The organism is Aerococcus vaginalis (assembly GCF_053762225.1).
In genome coordinates this window covers 349,991-370,516 of the sequence record NZ_JBSMYC010000001.1, presented here as the reverse complement: position 1 = coordinate 370,516, position 20,526 = coordinate 349,991, and the positions used below count along the sequence as shown (strand labels likewise).

The following is a 20,526-nucleotide window of genomic DNA, read 5'->3' as shown; positions in this document are numbered from 1 at the left end:
TATTATTCACGATAGTGGTTTTGAAAGTTATCGCAAACTATAATAAAATGGTGAAACGATACGGAGGGAACGAGATGGATGGAATCATTCCAGTGTGGAAAGAACGTGGTATGACGAGCCATGATGTAGTTTTTAAATTGCGTCGTATATTACATGAGAAAAAGATTGGTCATACGGGTACACTCGATCCAGATGTTGATGGTGTGCTGGTATGCTGTGTCGGTGAAGGGACCAAGTTAGTCTCATTGATGACTGATAAAGTGAAGGAATATGTCGGTGAGATTACGTTAGGGTTTAGTACTGATACTGAGGATGCAAGTGGTGAAATCATTGCGTCTGAACCATTGAATGTACCAGTATCTGATCAAACAATTCAATCACAGATGCAGACGCTAGTCGGTGAGATTACGCAGATTCCGCCCATGTACTCTGCCGTCAAAGTCAACGGACGCAGACTTTATGATTATGCACGCAATGGTGAAACAGTTGAACGCCCAAAGCGGCAGATTACTGTACATCAATTTGACAAGACTGATGTCTCGATCTTCGATTCATCAAAAGGCCGTCAGACATTTTCTTTTCATGTTGTGTGCGGTAAAGGGACATATGTTCGGACCTTGGCCACTGATTTAGGAAATAAATTAGGTATCCCAGCAACGATGACTCGTTTAACACGACAAGGGGTTAAACCGTTTGATGCAGCAGACTGCCTAACATTGGATGATATTTCAGACAAAATGGCGAACAATGATCGGTCGTTCCTTCACCCTGTTGAACAGGCGTTAGCCGATTATCCCGTTTGGCACGTTCCAGACTCGCTTGTGCGTTTAGTAGAAAATGGTGCAGTGCTACATAGACATCAATTACCAGACACTTTACCTGTTTGTGCATATATTGGTGAGCATCTCAAAGCGATCTATGATGTGCATCCGACGCAGGTAACAGAAGTTAAACCAGTTAAAATGTTTCGATAGTAGAAGGGAATTTCATGGAAACAATCAGATTACATCATCCGATTGATAAAAATGCGGTGAGTAGAGGCCCAATAGTCATGGCACTCGGATTCTTCGATGGCGTGCATCGTGGGCATCAAGCCGTCATCAAACGTGCGCGTCAGGAAGCATCGAAGCGAAATTTGCCGCTCGCTGTGATGACATTCGATGTATCACCTAAAACCATTTATCAAGAGATTAAACCAGAAGATATTAATTACTTAACGTTGCTGGAAGAAAAGCAACAGTTGATGAAAGAATTGGGTGTTGATATTTTCTATGTTGCTGAAATGACTAGTGCGTTTTCAGTGCAATCGCCCGAAGCGTTCGTGGACAATTATCTCGTTGATTTAGATGTCGTCGTCGCAGTGGCGGGTTTTGATTACACATACGGAAAGCGTACAATCGCTAATATGGAGACACTTCCCGAGTATGCGAAGGGACGATTTTCAGTTATTACAGTACCGCGTCAAACGATAGATCATGAGAAAATTGGCAGTACGCATATTAGACAACAGTTATTAGCGGGAGATGTTGATCAGGCAAAAGAAGCGTTGGGCTATCCTTATTTCTTCACGGGACGTGTAGTCAACGGAGAGCATCGCGGACGGACGTTGGGTTACCCGACTGCCAACTTATCGGTTCCCGAGAATACATTAATTCCTGATGTCGGTGTGTACACTGTTGAATGTGTATTAAATCATCAGGTCTATTGGGGGATGGCGTCGGTCGGTTATAATATTACGTTTAATGAACCACAACGCCAAACTGTTGAGATACATCTATTTGATTTTAATGAAGAAATATATGGCGAATATCTGAAAGTATACTGGCATCATTTCTTACGTGGTGAAGAAAAATTTGATAGTGCAGAGGCATTGATTGCGCAAATGCATAACGATCAAGCGAACAGTCTAGCTTATCGCGATGAATACAATTCAGATATGACGTAAATCAACCAATCGGTAACCTTGTGTTATCGATTTTTTATTGAGCAAATTTAGTCAAAAAATAGTTTGACTTTCATTGACATTAGTAAAGACGCATGATATAGTACAGACTGTTAGCAGTTGGAACTGGCAAGTGCTAAAAGAGGTGATTATATGTCATTGGAACGACGACATCAGGTTCTGAAAGGAATTATCGATGCTTATCAACGCAGCGGTCAACCTTCAGGATCAAAGTTCCTTAAAGAGCATTATCATATCTCTGCTAGTCCTGCGACCATTCGAAATGATATGGCTAAGCTCGAAAGTGCGCATCTCATAGAGAAGACGCACTCAAGTTCGGGGCGTGTGCCGACCGAAGCGGGATATCGTTATTATCTAAATCATATCGTTCCACAAATTGGTGGCTACATTGATTTAGAGATTGCGCCTAGCGATCGACAACGGCTGAACGAGATTTTTGCACAACCATATCTTGGATTGGCTGAAGTGATTCATCGCGCAACGATTGCGTTAGCAGAATTGACGAATTATGTGGCCATTTCGGTGGCACCGACACTGGATGATTACCATTTGTCTGCCTATCGTTTTGTGCCACTGACAGATCGTCAAGCTGTATTGATTTTAATGACCGAAGAAGGGACGGTTGAAAATCAAATTATCCATTTCCCAAGTAGTGTCAAAATGGCACAAGTAGAGGAAGTGGTTTATTGGATCAATCAGTCACTAGCTTCGAAGTCATTGACTGAGGCATTCGCAGAATTAAAGCAGATGATTGATCATGAACGAAAAGATCAAGCATTTGTTTATCCGTTCTTGAATCACTTGATTACTAAGTTATCAAGTCATCAGGTTGAGGTTCATGGCAAAACGGCTTTTCTCAGCTATCTTGTCAATCGTCAAGGGATACACCAGGCGATTGCCTTTGATCAACTATTGAAGAGCCGTGATGCGGTCATTCAGCTCATGCCAATGAATAAGTCTGGTATCCAATTTCGGATGGGTGATGAGATCGTTGGTGATGCATTGCAAGAAATGACGATCGCATCCCAGTTAGTCATCGAGGATGAATCTCCAGGTAAACAAGTCACGCTTGCCTTGATCGGACCTGAGAATATGTCTTATGTTCGAACTGCCCAGCTATTCAAAGCTGTTAAATATGAAATTAACCGATATCTTGAAAACTATTCATAATGAAAGGAGTGCATCAAGTGGCTAAAGACGAAGAAAAAGCAATGACTGAAGAAGAAGCAGTTGATGCAGAAATTGAAGCACAAGAAACTGTTGATTCAGAAGTTGACGAAACAAATGAAGAAACTGCGCGTATTGAGGCATTGGAAGATCAATTAAACCAAAAAGAAGATCAAGTGCTTCGCTTATCCGCAGAAATTAAAAATATGCAAGCACGTGCAGCTAAAGAACGTACACAATCTGCAAAATTTCGCTCACAATCACTTGCGAAGGAACTCTTACCAGTGATTGATAGCTTAGAAAAAGCATTAGAGATTGATGCAGCTGATGAAGCTTCAACACAACTCAAGCATGGTATTGAGTTGGTACATACTAACTTTTTAAAGGCGTTTGACGCTGAAGGGATCAAAGTGATTGATCCAGCTGGTGAAACTTTCGATCCAAATTATCATCAATCTGTCAGTTCAGTACCAGCAGATGATGATCATCCTGCTGACACGGTTGTTCAAGTCTATCAAAAAGGTTATGTCTTGAATGAACGTGTGCTACGTCCAGCGATGGTTATCATTGCGCAATAATTGGCACTGAATCGTTTAATTATTTTAAAGGTAAAGGAGCATACAAATAATGAGTAAAGTAATTGGTATTGACTTAGGGACTACAAACTCTGCTGTTGCCGTATTAGAAGGTGGCGAGCCGAAAATCATTCCTAACCCTGAAGGTAATCGTACAACGCCTTCTGTTGTTGCATTCAAAGAGGATGAAACACAAGTCGGAGAGGTGGCGAAACGTCAGGTTGTAACCAACCCTAACAGTGTAAGCTCAATTAAACGTCACATTGGTGATGACAATTACACTGTTGAAATTAAAGGTGAAACTTACAAACCGCAACAAATTTCAGCGATGATTCTTCAACACTTAAAAAGCTACGCTGAAGATTACCTCGGTGAAAAAGTGGATCATGCAGTGATTACTGTACCTGCTTACTTTAACGACTCTCAGCGTCAGGCGACAAAAGATGCAGGTAAAATTGCAGGTTTAGAAGTTGATCGTATCGTTAACGAACCAACTGCCGCTGCATTAGCTTATGGTTTAGATAAACAAGATCAAGACGAACAAATCTTAGTCTTCGACTTAGGTGGTGGTACGTTTGACGTTTCCATCCTTGAACTCGGTGACGGTGTCTTCGAAGTATTATCAACATCTGGTGACAACAAACTTGGTGGGGATGACTTCGACCAACGTATCGTTGATTACATGGTAAAAGACTTTAAAGATCAGAATAGTATTGATCTTTCTACCGATAAGATGGCAATGCAACGTTTGAAAGATGCTGCCGAAAAAGCGAAAAAAGACCTTTCTGGTGTAACCTCTACGGAAATTTCCTTGCCGTTCATTTCTGCAGGTGAAAGTGGTCCATTGCATTATGAAACTTCTCTTTCTCGTGCGAAATTTAATGAACTGACTAAGGATCTGGTTGAACGTACGACTAAGCCAGTGAAACAAGCATTATCTGATGCCGGTCTATCTAACACGGACATCAACCAGGTGATCTTAGTCGGTGGTTCAACACGTATTCCAGCTGTAGTTGACCATGTTAAAGAACTAACGGGTAAAGAACCTAACCGTTCTGTGAACCCAGACGAAGTTGTTGCTTTAGGTGCAGCTATTCAAGGTGGGGTTATCTCTGGTGATGTTAAGGACGTCGTATTGTTGGATGTTACGCCATTATCACTCGGTATCGAAACTATGGGTGGCGTGTTCACGAAGTTGATCGACCGCAATACCACAATTCCGACTTCAAAATCTCAAGTATTTTCTACCGCTGCTGATAATCAGCCAACCGTAGACATTCATGTCCTTCAAGGTGAACGTCCGATGGCAGCTGACAACAAGACGCTTGGTCGTTTCCAATTAACAGGCATCAACCCAGCGCCTCGTGGTGTACCTCAGATTGAAGTATCCTTCGATATTGACCGTAACGGTATCGTTAACGTTAGTGCCAAAGACCAAGGTACTGGTAAAGAACAATCTATTACGATCAAATCCAGCTCTGGATTATCAGATGACGAAATTGATCGCATGATGAAAGATGCTGAAGCGCATGCTGAGGAAGATGCAAAACGCAAAGAAGAAGCTGATCTCAAGAATGAAGTAGAACAGCTATTGCACCAGACAGACTCCACACTTAAGGATGTTGAAGGTAAAGCAGATGCCTCTGAAATCGAAAATGCGAAATCATTGAAAGATGAACTTCAAAAAGCCTTCGACGACAATGATGTTGATGCAATGAAAGAGAAGAAAGATTCTCTACTCGAAGTGCTTCAACAGTTGAGCGTGAAATTATACGAAGCGCAACAACAAGCACAAGATACATCAGCAGACACTAATGATGATGATGGTTCAGTTGACGGTGACTTTGAAGAAGTTAACGATGATGACGAATAATCATTTCAATTCGGTACAAATCGGTATTGAATGCTGAAATGTCAAGTGAATAACCCCGTCTCGTTGCAGACGGGGTTTTATTCCGCTAAGATAGCATATGTGCAATGAGGAGGACAGGTAAATGGCTGGTAATCAAGATTATTATGACATTTTAGGTGTCTCAAAGGATGCCTCACAACAAGAAATCAAGAAAGCCTACCGCAAACTTGCCAAAAAGTATCATCCAGACTTAAATGATTCTCCAGAAGCTGAACAGAAATACAAAGAGGTTAATGAAGCTTTTGAAGTATTGAGTGATGATCAAAAACGTCAGCAATATGATCGTTTTGGTTCAGCAGGTATGGGCGGTAACGGTGGTTTCGGTCAAGGAAACTATCAATCATACAGTTCAGGTGGTTTCGGCGGCTTTGAAGATATTTTCAATGATATGTTCGGTGGTGGATTTGGCGGCTTCGGCGGTCAACAACGTCGTAACCGTGCGCGTCGTGGTGAAGATTTACAATACACTGTGACATTAGAATTTGAAGAAGCCATTTTTGGTAAATCAACAAAAATTAAATATAAACGTGACGAAACATGCCATGTCTGTGACGGTGATGGTGCAAAACCGGGTACAGGAAAGACAACATGTTCACGTTGTGGCGGTTCGGGAATCATTCGTGAGACACGTCAAACGCCGCTCGGTCAAGTACAGACGCAAACCACATGTCCTGTCTGTGATGGTACAGGTGAAGAAATTAAAGATAAATGTACCAACTGCCAAGGCTCAGGTCATGAACGTAAAACCCATACGGTCAAAGTCAATATCCCTGCTGGTGTTGATGATGGTCAATCCATGCGTCTTTCAGGTCAAGGAAGTGCTGGAGAAAACGGTGGCGGCTACGGCGATTTATACGTGGTCTTCAAGATTAAGAAATCGGATCTCTACACGCGTGAAGGCCGCGATATTAAGATTGAGCTGCCGGTTAACTTTGCTCAGGCTGCTCTCGGCGATGAATTGGAAGTGCCTACTGTCTACGGTAAGGTCAATATGAAGATTCCGGCCGGGACACAATCGGGCGCTGTCATTCGTCTCAAAGGCAAAGGGGTTCCTGAAATTCATGGCGATCGTACGGGGGACCAGAGAGTAACGATTAAAATCATTACACCAAAGAAATTGAATAGTGAACAAAAAGAAGCGTTAAAAGCTTTCGCAAATGCATCCGGAGATAGTGTGACACCAGAAGAGAAAAATTTCTGGGATAAACTCAAAGATAAATTCACGAATTAACGAAAGTAGAGGTTCTAATCTGGCGACTTCGCCTTAGAACCTCTTTTTATTACTAAAGTATTGTTAGAAATATGGTACAATGACTAGATAGAGTAGCAGAAAGGAAGAACGTAAATGACCAACAGAGACGAATTATTGGATCGCCAACGCCGGATTCGTAACTTTTCGATCATTGCGCACATTGATCATGGGAAATCAACACTAGCTGATCGTATCTTGCAGAAGACAGGAACGATCTCGGAACGCGAAATGCATGACCAAATGCTTGATTCTATGGAATTGGAACAAGAGCGTGGGATTACCATTAAGTTGAACGCTGTCGAATTGAGATATAAAGCCAATGATGGGGAAGAATATATTTTCCATTTAATTGATACACCGGGACATGTCGACTTTGCGTATGAGGTGTCACGTAGTTTAGCAGCCTGTGAAGGGGCCATTTTAATTGTGGATGCTACGCAAGGTGTTGAAGCTCAAACGCTCGCCAATGCTTATCTCGCGGTAGACAATGACTTAGAGATTTTGCCAGTGATTAATAAAATTGATCTTCCATCTGCGCAACCTGAAGAAACACGATTAGAAATCGAAGATATTATCGGCATTGATGGTGAAAATGCACCATTAATCAGTGCTAAAACAGGTCAGGGAATCGATGAAGTACTTGAACAAATTGTTCAAACGTTCCCAGCACCATCGGGAGAGATCGATGATCCCTTACAGGCATTAATTTTCGACTCAGTGTACGACCCATATCGCGGTGTCGTGTTGAGTGTTCGTATTAAGAGCGGAATGGTGAAAGCGGGGGACCGCATTCAACTAATGAGTAACGGTAAGAAATTCGAAGTTACTGAAGTCGGGATTATGTCACCTAATGCGATTGTTCGCGATGAATTGATTGCGGGGGATGTTGGCTATATTACTGCGTCCATTAAAACCATTCAGGATACTAAGGTCGGTGATACTGTAACCAATGCTGATCGTCCCGCAGATAAACCGCTCCAAGGATATCGTCCGATGGTTCCAATGGTGTATTCCGGTCTCTATCCAGTAGATTCTAAAGACTACGGTGACTTACGCGAAGCGCTGGAAAAATTACAGCTTAACGACGCCTCATTGACTTTTGAAGCAGAAAGTTCGCAAGCATTAGGCTTCGGTTTTCGCTGTGGTTTCCTCGGTATGCTGCATATGGACGTCACACAGGAACGTTTGGAACGCGACTTTGGTATTAATTTGATTATCACAGCACCGAGTGTTATCTACCATGCTTACCAGACAGATGGCGAAATGGTGACGGTGACGAACCCTTCTGAGTTACCTGATAATACTTTAATTGATCATGTTGAAGAGCCGTACGTCAAAGCTGAAATCATGGTTCCGGAAGAATTTATCGGAAAAGTGATGGAATTAGCTCAGGAAAAACGTGGACAATTTGTGACGATTGAATACCTTGATGATGTGCGTGTGAATGTCATTTATGAAATGCCGTTATCAGAAGTTATCTATGACTTCTTCGATCGTTTGAAATCAGGTACCAGAGGTTATGCATCGCTCGATTATGAATTGATCGGTTACCGCACAAGTAACTTAGTTAAATTGGATGTAATGATTCACGGTGATGTTGTCGATGCACTGAGTGTGATTATCCACAAAGACTTTGCTTATCAACGCGGGCGTCAATTAACTGCTAAATTGAAGGAAGTTATTCCACGTCAGCAGTTTGAAATTCCAATTCAAGCAGCAATCGGGCATAAGATTATCGCGCGTTCTACCGTTAAAGCCTATCGTAAAGATGTTACTGCTAAGCTATACGGTGGGGACGTGACGCGTCGTCAAAAACTCTTGAACAAACAAAAAGAAGGTAAGAAACGTATGAAAGCCATCGGATCGGTTGAAGTGCCACAAGATGCCTTCTTAGCTGTTTTAAACATGGGTGAAGACGATAGTTCCAAATAACTTCTATAAAGAATTATCTCTAAAAGCATCTCGCGTGAGATGCTTTTTTATTGTACGTAATGTATGAACAATTTTGAATAAATTTACTTTGTGAAAATTGTTTAAACTTAATAATTTTAATGATAGAATTTTACTTTACGAATTCATTTACTCGAAAGGGGTAGAACCATGAATACCAAGCAGTTGCGATGGTATAACCTGATTTTTATTTCATTTACAGCTGTGTGGAGTATTGGGAATGTAGTCAATAACTATGCACAACAAGGCCTTCCAGTCGTCTTTTCCTGGATACTTGTAATGCTTCTCTACTTCATCCCATACACCATGGCGGTTGGACAACTCGGTTCAACGTTTAAAGGTGAAGGAGGTGGGGTATCCGCTTGGGTGCGTGCCACATCAAGCCGATGGATGGCTTACTTCGCTGCCTGGATTTTCTGGGTGATCAATATTCCGTATATCGCTCAGAAACCACAGATGATTCTAATTGCTTTAGGGTGGTTATTTACGGGAAATGGTAATTTAATCCACGATCTTCCTACGACAACACTTTCTTTGATGTCATTAGCGATCTTCTTAATTTTCTTATGGATATCTTCCAAAGGGGTCTCCGCATTAAAGATTATCGGTAGTATGGCAGGTACTAGCATGTTTATCATGTCTATTCTCTTCATTCTCATTACGGTGGCGGCACCTGGATTGACAGGGGCTCCGATTGAAACGGAAGGGATGAACCAGGTATCAACATACCTACCAACTTTTGATGTTAACTATTTCTCTACGCTGTCAATGATGACCTTTGCGTTGGCCGGGGTAGAAATGATTGCACCATACGTCAAGGATACAAAGAATTCTGAACGCGAATTTCCACTCGCCATGTTAGTGATGGCTGGTATGGTGATTGTGAGTGCAATCTTTGGTTCCGTTGCGATGGGGATACTGTTTGATGCAACAAATATTCCAAATGACTTAATGGCCAATGGTGCCTACGAAGCGTTTGATCGTCTCGGTAATTTCTACGGGGTCGGTAACCTATTTGTCATTTTTTATTCCATTGCGAATGCCTTATCTCAAAGCTCAGCATTAGCTTTGACTATCGATGCACCGTTAAAAGTTTTATTATCGGATGCGGATAGTGAATTTATTCCAAATAAATTAGCGAAAAAGAACAAGAAGGGTACACTAGTGAATGGTTACTGGCTGACAGGAATCCTTGTGTCATTGGTGACATTATTACCACTGTTTGGAATTAAGAATATGAATGAAGTCTACAATTGGTTGATGAATCTTAATTCGATTCTCACACCACTACCAGGATTGTTTGTATTCTTTGCTTATATGTTAATCAATAAGCACGCTGATCAATTTGATTCGAAATTTAAATTCATTAAAAATACTAAAATTGCTTATTTCGTTGGATTAGGCTGTTTCTTATTCTCTGCGTTTGCAGGAATTATGGGTATTCTGCCAAAAATTGAATTTCAATCCGATCCATCGGGTTGGATATTCCAATTATCGCTAAATATCCTTATGCCGCTTGCATTAGTCGGTTTAGGCTTTATTTTACCGATGATTGCGAAACGTACTAATAAAAAAGTAAACGCTTAGTGTGTGTAAACGTTATTGTATTAATTGCTGAATAAGCGTATGGTGAAAGTATCTTCTCTTACATATGAAGATACTTTTTTGCTTTAATGGCAACTGCCAAAGGAGGAATTGGCAATGGAAGTAAATAGTTTTGTTGCGTTAGAAGAAGCGCTATTGGCGCATGAAGATGTGATTTCAATTACACGTAGTATGACAGCAACACATAGTATCATTCTACCTCCGAATACAACACTCGAAGGCAAAGTACAAGAAAATGGTATGCGTCCATTACTTATGTTTGAACGCGGTGATGGGGTCGGTGTAACGGCCGATAACGAAATCAAAGATTTCGTTATCCAAACACCAATAACACAACGTGCCGTGTTTAATGCGGGTTATACTGAAAAACTGGGCCATTTTAAATTTAGTCATTTAATGGTGAGTGGTCAATTTTCATTTATTATGCGTGATATGAGTCAATCTGCAGATATTAAGATGGACGATGTACATGTTTTTGCTGCAGATACTCGCGGTTATCTAGAGCAACCTCAGAAGTACGGTGTGAATGTTCTGCAAGGGGCATTGACAATTTATAACTTTAATCCGGATCCAGAGAGTTTGATTACAGTATCAGCCACAAATATCGCTATCGGTGCTAAAGAAAACCCAGTCGTTGGTTCAGGTATCTTTATTGCTGGATTTGGTGATAAAGGTGGCCGCGTAGAAGTAGAACTGCTGGAAACCACAACGGTGTACAGTACGGGGTGCTTGCCAGCTGGTATCGCAGATATTATTACTGCAGCGGTCTTCATTGTAGATGGTGTACATGCCAAAGAAGTCATTCATACTGGTGAAACTGTCACTTACGGTGTAAATGACATGGTATTGGATGCATGGGGCATGGTTGACCACTGGTTAGCCAAAGATCGCGTCACTTCCTACGGTCCTTCTGGTATCGGTTTTGTTAACTTCGGAACAGTGAAGTTATTTGAAGCTGAGGCTCCAATTGAAACGTATGGTCTAGGCGCACGTGGTTACAATCAATACGATGGCACATTGAAAGAGGGACGCTTCCACGCTGTACGTACATTCGGTGATGGTTCAGTCGGTGTTCAGATTTCTAAACATGTTGGTAAGATCACTATTGATGGTGGTATTCATACCAAGGGTGGTGTCGGTAATTCTCTTGTTAAAGGTGTTAATATGGAATTACCTGCTTACGCTCTCAGTGTCAAAGATGGTGGTGACGCTGAAGCAATAGAAATCAAAGGTGATCTATCGACAGAAGGTGCGGAAGTAACGACCTTACACATTGAAGAGGGCGGCCATTTATCTTCCTTGGCGATAGATGGGCAGTTGCTCGCAGAAGGTGAACAAAGCCAACGTTACACAATCGAAGACGAATCACTCAAAGAGCAATTAAATATTGAATAATAGGCACTAAAAAGTAGAGATCGCTGGTATCAGCGGTCTTTATTTTTATAATAAAAACGAACGATATTTATTTTGATAAATAAAATGTTCTTTATTTAACTTATATAATAGATATATAACACTTTTATAAAAATAACGTTTGTTTTTATTTTTGTTTCTAGTATACTTGGTGTATCGAATCTCGTTGGATGTGGGATATAGATAAGGAGTATGCGCGAATGTTAACAGATATTGAAATTGCACAACAGAATCAAGGTTTACCCATTGAAGAAATTGCTAAACAGGTCGGGTTAACCCCGGCAGATATTAATCCATATGGACATAACAAGGCAAAAGTTAGCCAAGAAGCAATCAATAATCTTCAAGATAAGGAAAACGGTCATCTCATCCTAGTAACAGCGATGAACCCAACGCCAGCTGGTGAAGGAAAAACGACCACTTCCGTTGGGTTGTCGGATGCATTGTCGAAATTGGGTAAAAACACCATGGTGGCATTGCGTGAACCATCATTAGGACCAACGATGGGGTTAAAAGGTGGTGCAGCCGGTGGTGGTTATGCACAAGTTGTACCGATGGAAGATATCAATCTGCATTTTACCGGCGATATGCATGCTATTACGACTGTTAACAATTTGTTAGCAGCGATTATCGATAACCACATCAAACAAGGGAATGAATTGGATATTGATGTGCGTCGCATCACTTGGAAACGTGTGGTTGACTTAAATGACCGCGCACTTCGCGATGTTGTGATTGGCCTTGGAGGACCAGGTAACGGTTACCCGCGTGAAGATGGCTTTGATATCACTGTAGCCTCTGAAATTATGGCTATTCTCTGCCTCTCTAAAGATTTAGACGATATGCAAGAACGTTTCGGTAATATTGTGATCGGTCAAAACACTAAGCGTGAGTACATCAAAGCTAAAGAGCTCGGCTGTGAAGGGGCAATGACGATGTTAATGAAGGATGCAATCCTTCCTAACTTAGTACAAACGCTCGAACATACGCCAGCTTTAGTGCATGGCGGACCATTCGCAAATATTGCACATGGTTGTAACTCAGTTATTGCAACTCAGACAGCATTGAAACTTGCTGATTATGTTGTGACGGAAGCAGGATTTGGCGCAGATCTCGGCGGCGAAAAATTCATGGACATCAAGGTTCCACAGTTGAAGCAAGCGCCAGAAGCTGTGGTTATTGTTTCTACGATTCGTTCATTGAAGATGCACGGGGGAGTTTCTAAAGCAGAGGTCAACAACGGTGAAGAAAACATTGAAGCTGTTGAAGAAGGGGTTGAAAACCTCAAGAAGCATATCGAAACGATGCAATCCTATAACGTACCGGTTGTTGTGGCGTTGAACCACTTTACTCAGGATACGGACGCTGAAGTCGCAGTGGTAACTAAGGCCTGCGAAGAGCTTGGTGTTGAATTTGCTTTTAGTGATGTATGGGCAAATGGTGGCGATGGTGGTGTTGAACTCGCTGAAAAAGTATTAGCGGCTATCGATAACAACCAATCCAACTTCCATCCGATTGTCAGTGGAGAGATGACAGTCCAAGAAAAAATTGAAACCATCGCACAGACGGTTTACGGTGCATCTGGTGTAGAATTTTCAGCGAAAGCGATGAGACAATTGAAGAAATTTGAAGGGAATGGATGGGGACATTTGCCAGTATGTATGGCGAAGACACAATACTCATTGTCTGATGACGCAACATTGCTAGGTCGTCCGACTGACTTTAAGATCCATGTTCGCTCTCTAGAACCGAAAATTGGTGCCGGCTTTATTGTGGCTCTTACTGGTGATATTTTAACAATGCCTGGTTTGCCAAAACGTCCTGCAGCAATGAATATGGCTATTGATAGCGACGGAACGATTACAGGATTATTCTAAAAAACAGACAGTAATATGGATATAGGAGTGGCTGTAGGAAGCAGTCACTCTTTTTTTATTTATGCTTTAGATTATGTAACAGTTGTTGAATAGTTTAGGATACTTCCACTAAAATAGACAATGAATTTAACAAATGGAGTGAACAAATTTATGCGCGATTTCAAAGCAATCGGCTGGAATAAAACATACGGTGAACGTCAAATCTTAAAAGATGCGTCTTTTTTAATTCGTGAAGGAGAGCATATTGGTTTAGTTGGGCCGAATGGGGTTGGGAAAAGTACATTGTTGCAACTTATTAATGATATAGAACTCCTAGATAGCGGCGAAGTAAACTGTGCGGACGACTTTACTATCGGCTTAGTTGATCAAGAGACTGCCTTGGATCCAGAGCATTCAATTTTTGAGGCTGTTGCGACCGGTAATAGTCCTAAAATCAAAGCTGTGATTGAATATGAACAAGCGACCGCATTATTCAGTGCAAATAGTAATGATCCTAAAGCAGAGAAACGCTACAGTAAAGCAGAAGCTGAAATGACACGTACGGATGGCTGGCAACTCGATACAACGATTCGTACGATTTTGACGAAACTTGGTTTCTCCGATGTCTATCGTCAAGTAAGTACATTGAGTGGTGGTGAACGCAAGCGTGTCAGTCTTGCGAAAGTGTTGATCGATGAACCAGATTTATTGCTGCTAGATGAACCGACCAACCATATGGACTTCAAAATGGTCGATTGGCTAGAAAATTATTTGGCAACGTACAAGAAATCAGTAGTAGTTGTCACGCATGACCGCTATTTCTTGGATCGTATCAGCCATCATATTTTTGCCTTGCATAATGGTTATCTTAAACAATACGAAGGTAATTATCAGGATTATTTAGATAAATTGGTGATCGAACAGGAAATTGCTGATGCGACGCTCAAAAATAAGAAAAAACTTTATCAGCAAGAGCTGACATGGATGCGCCGTGGTGCGAAGGCACGAACAACGAAGCAACAGGCGCGTATTAATCGCTTTGAGAACTTAAAAGATGAAATCAAACAAGACAATACGGTGTCGCATCTCACCATCGATCTCGAGGAATCACGTCTGGGCGACAAGGTTATTCAGTTGAAAGATGTTTCGGTAGGGTATGATAAGCATCAACCGTTGATTCAATCAGTCGATCTTTTAATTCAAAAACGAGAAAAATTAGGTATCATTGGGGACAATGGTTTGGGGAAGACCACATTACTCAATACGATTTCTGGAGATCTCACGCCATTATCAGGCGAGGTAACGATTGGGGAAACTGTCAAAATGGCCTATTTCAAACAAATTCCAGAAGTCCTCCCCGAGGATAAGCGTGTGATTACTTATTTGGACGAAGTTGCTAAGGAATATCATTACGATGATGGCCGTCAAGTGAGCACATCGCAGTTGTTGGATCAATTTCTTTTTCCACGTGATCGACAAGGTGAATATATTTATAAACTGTCAGGTGGTGAGAAAAAGCGTCTATACTTGCTTCGTATTTTAATGCAGCGTCCGAACGTATTGTTATTAGATGAACCGACGAATGATTTGGATATTGAAACATTAAATATTCTGGAAGAGTATCTTGATAGCTTCAATGGTACGGTTATAACAGTCAGCCACGATCGTTATTTCCTAGATAAAGTGATTGACCGCTTGCTATATATTGATGCTAGTGGGCAGTGGCAACTCTTCTATGGTAATTATTCGCAATTTATGGCCTCGAAGAAAGAAGCAACGAAGACACAGCGTACGACTTCAGTCAAAAAAGCGGATGCTGTAACTGTTGATAATTCGGAACCTAAAAAGAAGAAAATGAATTATAAACAGAAAAAGGATTGGGAAGTGATCGAGGATCAGATTGCGGCGTTAGAAGAAGAGATCGCGCAAATTAAATCTGATATGGAAGCAAATGGCAATGATTACAGCAAGTTATCTGAGTTGCAATCAGAATTAGATAGCAAAGAAAACGATTTGCTTGAAAAGATGACTTACTGGGAAGAATTAAGTGAATTAGCGCGGTCTTAAATTGTTTCGTGTAGCATAGGGCCATGACAGAAAGGATATCAACATTATCAGTTAGTAGTAATCGCTCATTATTTAATATTCAATTGATTGATTATGTGTCTGATGGACTAATTAAAGCGCCAGTTGCAGTTTAGGAGGGAATAAAATGCTAATTGCTATATTTGCATATGATCAAAACCATATAATAGGAAATCAAAAACATTTGCCTTGGCACTTGCCGAATGATATGAAATTCTTCAAAGACCAAACAACAGGGCATCCATTGATCATGGGACGTACGACATTTGATGGTATGGGACGTAAACCATTACCTAATCGTCATAATATCGTTATTACACATCATCCTGAAGTGTATGCTAAGGAAATCGCAATGTACGACAATTTGGAAGTAGTAACGCGTTCAGAAGGTCTTGCAGATCGTTTTAAGGATACGACAGCATATATCAGCGGTGGTCGCCAAATCTTTGAAGCGTTGTGGGACGAAACAGATGAATTACGCATTACACACATTAATGGCACGTTTGAAGGGGATACATATTTTAACCCCAATTTAACTGGATTTGAATGTTATCAGGTGATTGAAGGTGTCGTTGATGAAAAAAATAAATACCCACACCGTTTTGAATTTTGGCGTCGGAAATTATGAGGGTGTAGCGAGATGTGCTATAATCGCTCAATATTTTAATACAGATAGAGAAGGGGCATAAGTGTGACTATTCCTTTTTATCAATTTATTCAGCGGTACCGTAATAGTAGCAAAGTCGTGGATCGCCGTGCTGAATTTGCGGAACTGGTGTATACAGATGGTGAATTCCCACGTTCAGAAACAGCATTCGATCCGATCAGTCGCCATATCGAGATGGACGATCGTTATATTCACTATGTTGATGTCTTTGATGATGTGTGGGACATATATAACCAATAAATAGAAAAGTGGTAACTAAGATGACAGATGTATCCGAAAATGAAATAGCAGAAGTCGAAAAAGACACTCCAAACTCTGAAAGAAAGTCTATCGTTTATAAACGTCGTGAGGGATTGCCGACATTCTTTTGGATTGTTTTATTAATCGTTAGTGTTTTATTGACTTTTAGTATCACAAATTATATAGCGACAGGGCGTCTGCCTTGGGAGTGGGGACATACGCAAAATGTATTGACCAATAACGATTTTAGAGATTTTCAACGCACTTATCGTTTACTTTCTTCTAATTATTACGGAGAGATTGATGATCAAAAGCTCATCAATCAAGGGATTGCTGGGATGACGGAGGCAGTTGACGACCCTTATACAGGATTCTATTTCGATAGTGATAGTGCTGCCCTTCAATCTTCTATTAATGCAAAGTTTGAAGGAATTGGCGCAACCGTACAAGAAAAAGACGGTAAAATTGTGGTTGTAAGTCCGGTCAAAGATTCCCCTGCTGAAAAAGCTGGTCTGAAACCTAATGATATTTTGTTATCTGTTGATGGCAAGCCGTTAGACAATGTTTCTACTGAAGAAGCGGTCAAGCATATTCGCGGCAAGGCCGGAACAACGGTAAAATTGGAAATTCAGCGCAGTGAGGAAATATTTAATGTCTCTGTTAAGCGTGCAGAAATTCCGATTGAGACTGTTCATAGTGCGATAGATGACAATGATTCAGAGGTCGCTGTCATTCAAATTACAACTTTTTCAGAAAATACTGCGGATGAATTTAAACGAGCTGTTGAAGCGATGCGACAATCGGGTGCTAAACGTTTTGTCGTTGACTTACGAGGTAATCCTGGCGGGTTACTGGCATCTGCATTACATATTGCTAATATGTTCTTAAAAGATGGTGAAACGATTGTCTCTGTGGTGGATAAGTATCAAAATAAGGAAACTTATCGAGCAGATGACGAACAATACGGAACGTTTAAAATCACTGAGCCAAGCGTTGTACTGGTCGATAAAGGAAGCGCCAGTGCGTCAGAGATTATTGCTGGGGCGTTACAGCAATCTGCGAATATACCGATTGTGGGGACACAGACATTCGGTAAAGGTACGGTTCAGAGCGTTATTCCTTATGAAGCCGATGAATCACGCGAACTAAAAGTAACGACAGCCCACTGGATGACGCCGAATGGTGAATGGATCAATGAAAAAGGAATTACTCCAGATCATCCGGCGATGGGCAACGATGAAGAGCTATGGCTTATTGATACCTCTCAAACTTATCAGCAGGGGGATCAATCCAAAGCGATCGAAAATATTAAAAAAATGTTTGCAACAATCGGTCGTTTGGACAGTAACGAAGTGAATGAGCAATTTGATGAATCATTAACAGCGGTTGTTCGTTCTTTCCAATCGGAGCAGGATTTAGAAGTATCGGGCACTATTGATGCTGATACAGCTAAGGCCATAATGCAAGCAGCTCAAAAAGCGCTCTTTGCGAATGATGAACAAACACAGCAAGCAATCGAAATATTAAATGCATCAGTCGGAGGCAACACTAATGAATAAAATGAAAGAATTTTTTACATCGTTTATCCTGCCAATGGTTATTACATTGCTCGTTTTCCTTGGTATCTGGCAGTTTGTCGGCGCGCCTGTAACGATAAGCGGTGCATCCATGGCGCCGACATTGCAGGACGGTGAACGCGTTTGGCTTAATAAGCTGGCAAACACCTATACGCATGGGGATATTATCGTGTTCGATGCACCAGACGGTTCTGGCGATGAATATATTAAGCGAGTGATCGGTGTTCCTGGTGATACGGTAGAGTATCAGGATGACACATTGTATGTTAATGGACAGGCAGTCGAAGAACCCTATTTAGAAGCACTTCGCTCAACTAACCCCAATGCACAGCTGATGCCGAATGAATCACTTGAAACCTTACCAACGACACAAGCTGAACGCGTGCCAGAAGGGAAGCTTTTTGTTTTGGGTGACAATCGCCCAATTTCCAAGGATGGCGAAGAATTTGGATTTATCGATCAATCGAGTGTTCAGGGGAATGTGCCATTGAGAATATGGCCACTGCGAAAAATCGGTGGTATTGAACCAGTTAGTCCAAATGAAATAGCAGTGGCACGATCACAACCTGCGTAAAATACTGGGAGGAGGATCTTTATGGCAGATATTCAATGGTATCCGGGACATATGGAAAAAGCTAAGCGCACGATTCAAAAGAATCTCTCATCGATTCAATTAGTCATTGAATTGGTTGATGCACGCTTACCACATAGCAGTCAGAATCCAATGCTAGAGGAATTAACTGAGAACAAATTACGTTTATTGGTACTTAATAAGGCTGATGCAGCTGATCCGGAGGTAACGGAGGATTGGTTGGACTATTATCAGTCGAACGGACAGGAGGCAATCGCTGTAAACAGTTTGAATACAAGTGACATGAAGCGATTCCGTAATAAGGTTAAACAAATGACAGCTCCTATTCGTGAACAATGGCAGCAAAAAGGGATGAAGCAATCAGTTGTCCGATTATTGATTATGGGTGTGCCGAATGTAGGAAAATCAACATTTATTAATCAATTAGTTCGCAAACGCATTGCCTCTGTCGGTAATCGCCCTGGGGTGACAAAAGGGGAACAATGGATTAAAATTGATCAGGATTTTGAATTATTGGATACACCAGGGATTCTTTGGCCAAAATTTGAAGATCAGAACGTTGCGAACCGTCTAGCACTTATGGGGGCAATTAAACCAGATCATTATTACAGTGATGATATTGCACTGTTCTCATTAGAGTATCTATATCAGTACTATGCAGATGCGTTGTTTGACCGTTATCCAATATCGGCGGATGATTTTTCAGTATCTTATCCAGAGGGATTGATGACTTTGACTGAAAAATTGGGCATGAAAGATGACTATGAACGTGCCTCAGAGCGCTTAATCCGTGATATTCAAAAAGGAAAATTAGGCCGTCTAACCCTCGAACATCCAGAAGATCTTGAGATTGATGAGGCTACTGATTATGTCGAATGATCAGTTAGCACATCTTTCTTTAAAGGCGCTTGATGAATGGGCACGGACGTTAGAAGTTCCAATTTCTGAAGCGATTATTGAAGAGCTTCAAAATGATCAACGCGCGGGTGCACAACGTCTGGCTAAGCGTCTGAGCAATCAAAACGCGCGATGGCAGGAAGAACAGTCAATGATTCAAAAATTGCAAGAGCCGGAAGAGATGCTACATCAGAGCGGTTATCATTGGATTGCAGGGACAGATGAAGTGGGGCGCGGTCCTTTGGCTGGTCCAGTGGTTGTCTGCGCGATAGTTTTTCCCGAGAAATTACCGCATATCTATCTTAATGATTCAAAGCAATTGTCTCATGCGAGACGTCAGGATATTGTTGCAGCGATCGAAGCAGAGGCGGAAGATATCTCAATTCAAGTGATTGATAATGAGATTATTGATAAAATTAATATCTTAGAAGCTTCACGATTGGGGATGACACGTGCTGTTCAAGCATTGCATCCCACACCTGATTATGTGATCACAGATGCGGTACATCTGCCACAAATTACTATCCCGCAGTCTAACCCTATTAAGGGCGATGCTACTTGCTATAGTGTAGCTGCAGCAAGTATCTACGCAAAAGAATATCGTGATCGGTTGATGTGTGAGTATGCTAAAGAGTACCCAGAGTATCATTTTGATCAGAATGCCGGCTATCCGACCAAAGAACATTTGACAGCTATTGAACGCTATGGCATTACGCCGATTCATCGCCGCAGTTTCGCACCGGTCAAAAAAATATTGGATAGACACTAATCGGAC

Annotated in this window: 17 protein-coding genes; all 17 read left to right on the top strand. The window is 41.4% G+C overall.

The annotated features are described in order from the left end of the window. Positions 1-74 precede the first annotated feature (74 nt). Positions 75-974 carry a tRNA pseudouridine(55) synthase TruB gene (gene truB, locus ACWOEX_RS01725; RefSeq protein ID WP_455297535.1) on the top strand — a complete coding sequence of 300 codons (900 nt, stop codon included), beginning with the start codon at positions 75-77 and terminating at the stop codon, positions 972-974. A 14-nt stretch (positions 975-988) separates the two neighbouring features. Continuing rightward, positions 989-1,945: a riboflavin biosynthesis protein RibF gene (gene ribF / locus ACWOEX_RS01720; RefSeq protein WP_455297534.1), complete on the top strand. Its 957-nt coding sequence runs from the start codon at positions 989-991 to the stop codon at positions 1,943-1,945. Positions 1,946-2,095: 150 nt separating this feature from the next. Next, on the top strand, positions 2,096-3,133 hold the full coding sequence (hrcA, locus tag ACWOEX_RS01715; protein WP_455297533.1) for a heat-inducible transcriptional repressor HrcA: 1,038 nt from the start codon (positions 2,096-2,098) through the stop codon (positions 3,131-3,133). A gap of 17 nt (positions 3,134-3,150) precedes the next feature. Next, positions 3,151-3,708: a nucleotide exchange factor GrpE gene (gene grpE, locus ACWOEX_RS01710; RefSeq protein WP_455297532.1), complete on the top strand. Its 558-nt coding sequence runs from the start codon at positions 3,151-3,153 to the stop codon at positions 3,706-3,708. 49 nt (positions 3,709-3,757) lie between these two features. Continuing rightward, positions 3,758-5,578: a molecular chaperone DnaK gene (gene dnaK, locus ACWOEX_RS01705; protein ID WP_455297531.1), complete on the top strand. Its 1,821-nt coding sequence runs from the start codon at positions 3,758-3,760 to the stop codon at positions 5,576-5,578. Positions 5,579-5,699: 121 nt separating this feature from the next. Continuing rightward, complete coding sequence (gene dnaJ / locus ACWOEX_RS01700) at positions 5,700-6,848, top strand: molecular chaperone DnaJ (protein ID WP_455297530.1); 1,149 nt, start codon at positions 5,700-5,702, stop codon at positions 6,846-6,848. A 114-nt stretch (positions 6,849-6,962) separates the two neighbouring features. Further along, positions 6,963-8,801, top strand: coding sequence for a translation elongation factor 4 (lepA, locus tag ACWOEX_RS01695; RefSeq protein ID WP_455297529.1), 1,839 nt, complete (start codon positions 6,963-6,965; stop codon positions 8,799-8,801). A gap of 168 nt (positions 8,802-8,969) precedes the next feature. Next, a complete protein-coding gene (locus ACWOEX_RS01690) occupies positions 8,970-10,406 on the top strand; it encodes an APC family permease (protein ID WP_455297528.1) in 1,437 nt (478 codons plus the stop codon). A gap of 114 nt (positions 10,407-10,520) precedes the next feature. Beyond that, positions 10,521-11,819: a hypothetical protein gene (locus ACWOEX_RS01685; protein WP_455297527.1), complete on the top strand. Its 1,299-nt coding sequence runs from the start codon at positions 10,521-10,523 to the stop codon at positions 11,817-11,819. Between the two features lie 218 nt (positions 11,820-12,037). Then, positions 12,038-13,714: a formate--tetrahydrofolate ligase gene (locus ACWOEX_RS01680; protein ID WP_455297526.1), complete on the top strand. Its 1,677-nt coding sequence runs from the start codon at positions 12,038-12,040 to the stop codon at positions 13,712-13,714. Between the two features lie 150 nt (positions 13,715-13,864). Further along, entirely contained in the window at positions 13,865-15,760 is a 1,896-nt protein-coding gene (locus ACWOEX_RS01675; protein WP_455297525.1) for an ABC-F family ATP-binding cassette domain-containing protein, read from the top strand. Between the two features lie 145 nt (positions 15,761-15,905). After that, a complete protein-coding gene (locus ACWOEX_RS01670) occupies positions 15,906-16,406 on the top strand; it encodes a dihydrofolate reductase (protein ID WP_455297524.1) in 501 nt (166 codons plus the stop codon). A 63-nt stretch (positions 16,407-16,469) separates the two neighbouring features. Further along, the gene (locus ACWOEX_RS01665; protein WP_455297523.1) at positions 16,470-16,685 is read left to right on the top strand and encodes a YozE family protein; all 216 of its coding nucleotides are present in this window, start codon (positions 16,470-16,472) and stop codon (positions 16,683-16,685) included. 20 nt (positions 16,686-16,705) lie between these two features. Further along, on the top strand, positions 16,706-18,244 hold the full coding sequence (locus tag ACWOEX_RS01660; RefSeq protein WP_455297522.1) for a S41 family peptidase: 1,539 nt from the start codon (positions 16,706-16,708) through the stop codon (positions 18,242-18,244). Beyond that, positions 18,237-18,836, top strand: a complete 600-nt coding sequence (gene lepB, locus ACWOEX_RS01655; protein ID WP_455297521.1) for a signal peptidase I — start codon at positions 18,237-18,239, stop codon at positions 18,834-18,836. The genes ACWOEX_RS01660 and lepB overlap by 8 nt, the downstream gene beginning before the upstream one ends. A 21-nt stretch (positions 18,837-18,857) precedes the next feature. Continuing rightward, a complete protein-coding gene (gene ylqF / locus ACWOEX_RS01650; protein WP_455297520.1) occupies positions 18,858-19,733 on the top strand; it encodes a ribosome biogenesis GTPase YlqF in 876 nt (291 codons plus the stop codon). Then, positions 19,723-20,520, top strand: coding sequence for a ribonuclease HII (locus ACWOEX_RS01645; RefSeq protein WP_455297519.1), 798 nt, complete (start codon positions 19,723-19,725; stop codon positions 20,518-20,520). The genes ylqF and ACWOEX_RS01645 overlap by 11 nt, the downstream gene beginning before the upstream one ends. Positions 20,521-20,526 lie beyond the last annotated feature (6 nt).

Excerpts from the sequence above, each read along its gene's own strand:
- truB (WP_455297535.1), top strand. The coding sequence starts at position 75 with ATGGATGGAATCATTCCAGTGTGGAAAGAACGTGGTATGACGAGCCAT.
- ribF (WP_455297534.1), top strand. The coding sequence starts at position 989 with ATGGAAACAATCAGATTACATCATCCGATTGATAAAAATGCGGTGAGT.
- hrcA (WP_455297533.1), top strand. The coding sequence starts at position 2,096 with ATGTCATTGGAACGACGACATCAGGTTCTGAAAGGAATTATCGATGCT.
- dnaK (WP_455297531.1), top strand. The coding sequence starts at position 3,758 with ATGAGTAAAGTAATTGGTATTGACTTAGGGACTACAAACTCTGCTGTT.
- dnaJ (WP_455297530.1), top strand. The coding sequence starts at position 5,700 with ATGGCTGGTAATCAAGATTATTATGACATTTTAGGTGTCTCAAAGGAT.
- lepA (WP_455297529.1), top strand. The coding sequence starts at position 6,963 with ATGACCAACAGAGACGAATTATTGGATCGCCAACGCCGGATTCGTAAC.
- ACWOEX_RS01690 (WP_455297528.1), top strand. The coding sequence starts at position 8,970 with ATGAATACCAAGCAGTTGCGATGGTATAACCTGATTTTTATTTCATTT.
- ACWOEX_RS01685 (WP_455297527.1), top strand. The coding sequence starts at position 10,521 with ATGGAAGTAAATAGTTTTGTTGCGTTAGAAGAAGCGCTATTGGCGCAT.
- ACWOEX_RS01680 (WP_455297526.1), top strand. The coding sequence starts at position 12,038 with ATGTTAACAGATATTGAAATTGCACAACAGAATCAAGGTTTACCCATT.
- ACWOEX_RS01675 (WP_455297525.1), top strand. The coding sequence starts at position 13,865 with ATGCGCGATTTCAAAGCAATCGGCTGGAATAAAACATACGGTGAACGT.
- ACWOEX_RS01670 (WP_455297524.1), top strand. The coding sequence starts at position 15,906 with ATGCTAATTGCTATATTTGCATATGATCAAAACCATATAATAGGAAAT.
- ACWOEX_RS01660 (WP_455297522.1), top strand. The coding sequence starts at position 16,706 with ATGACAGATGTATCCGAAAATGAAATAGCAGAAGTCGAAAAAGACACT.
- lepB (WP_455297521.1), top strand. The coding sequence starts at position 18,237 with ATGAATAAAATGAAAGAATTTTTTACATCGTTTATCCTGCCAATGGTT.
- ylqF (WP_455297520.1), top strand. The coding sequence starts at position 18,858 with ATGGCAGATATTCAATGGTATCCGGGACATATGGAAAAAGCTAAGCGC.
- ACWOEX_RS01645 (WP_455297519.1), top strand. The coding sequence starts at position 19,723 with ATGTCGAATGATCAGTTAGCACATCTTTCTTTAAAGGCGCTTGATGAA.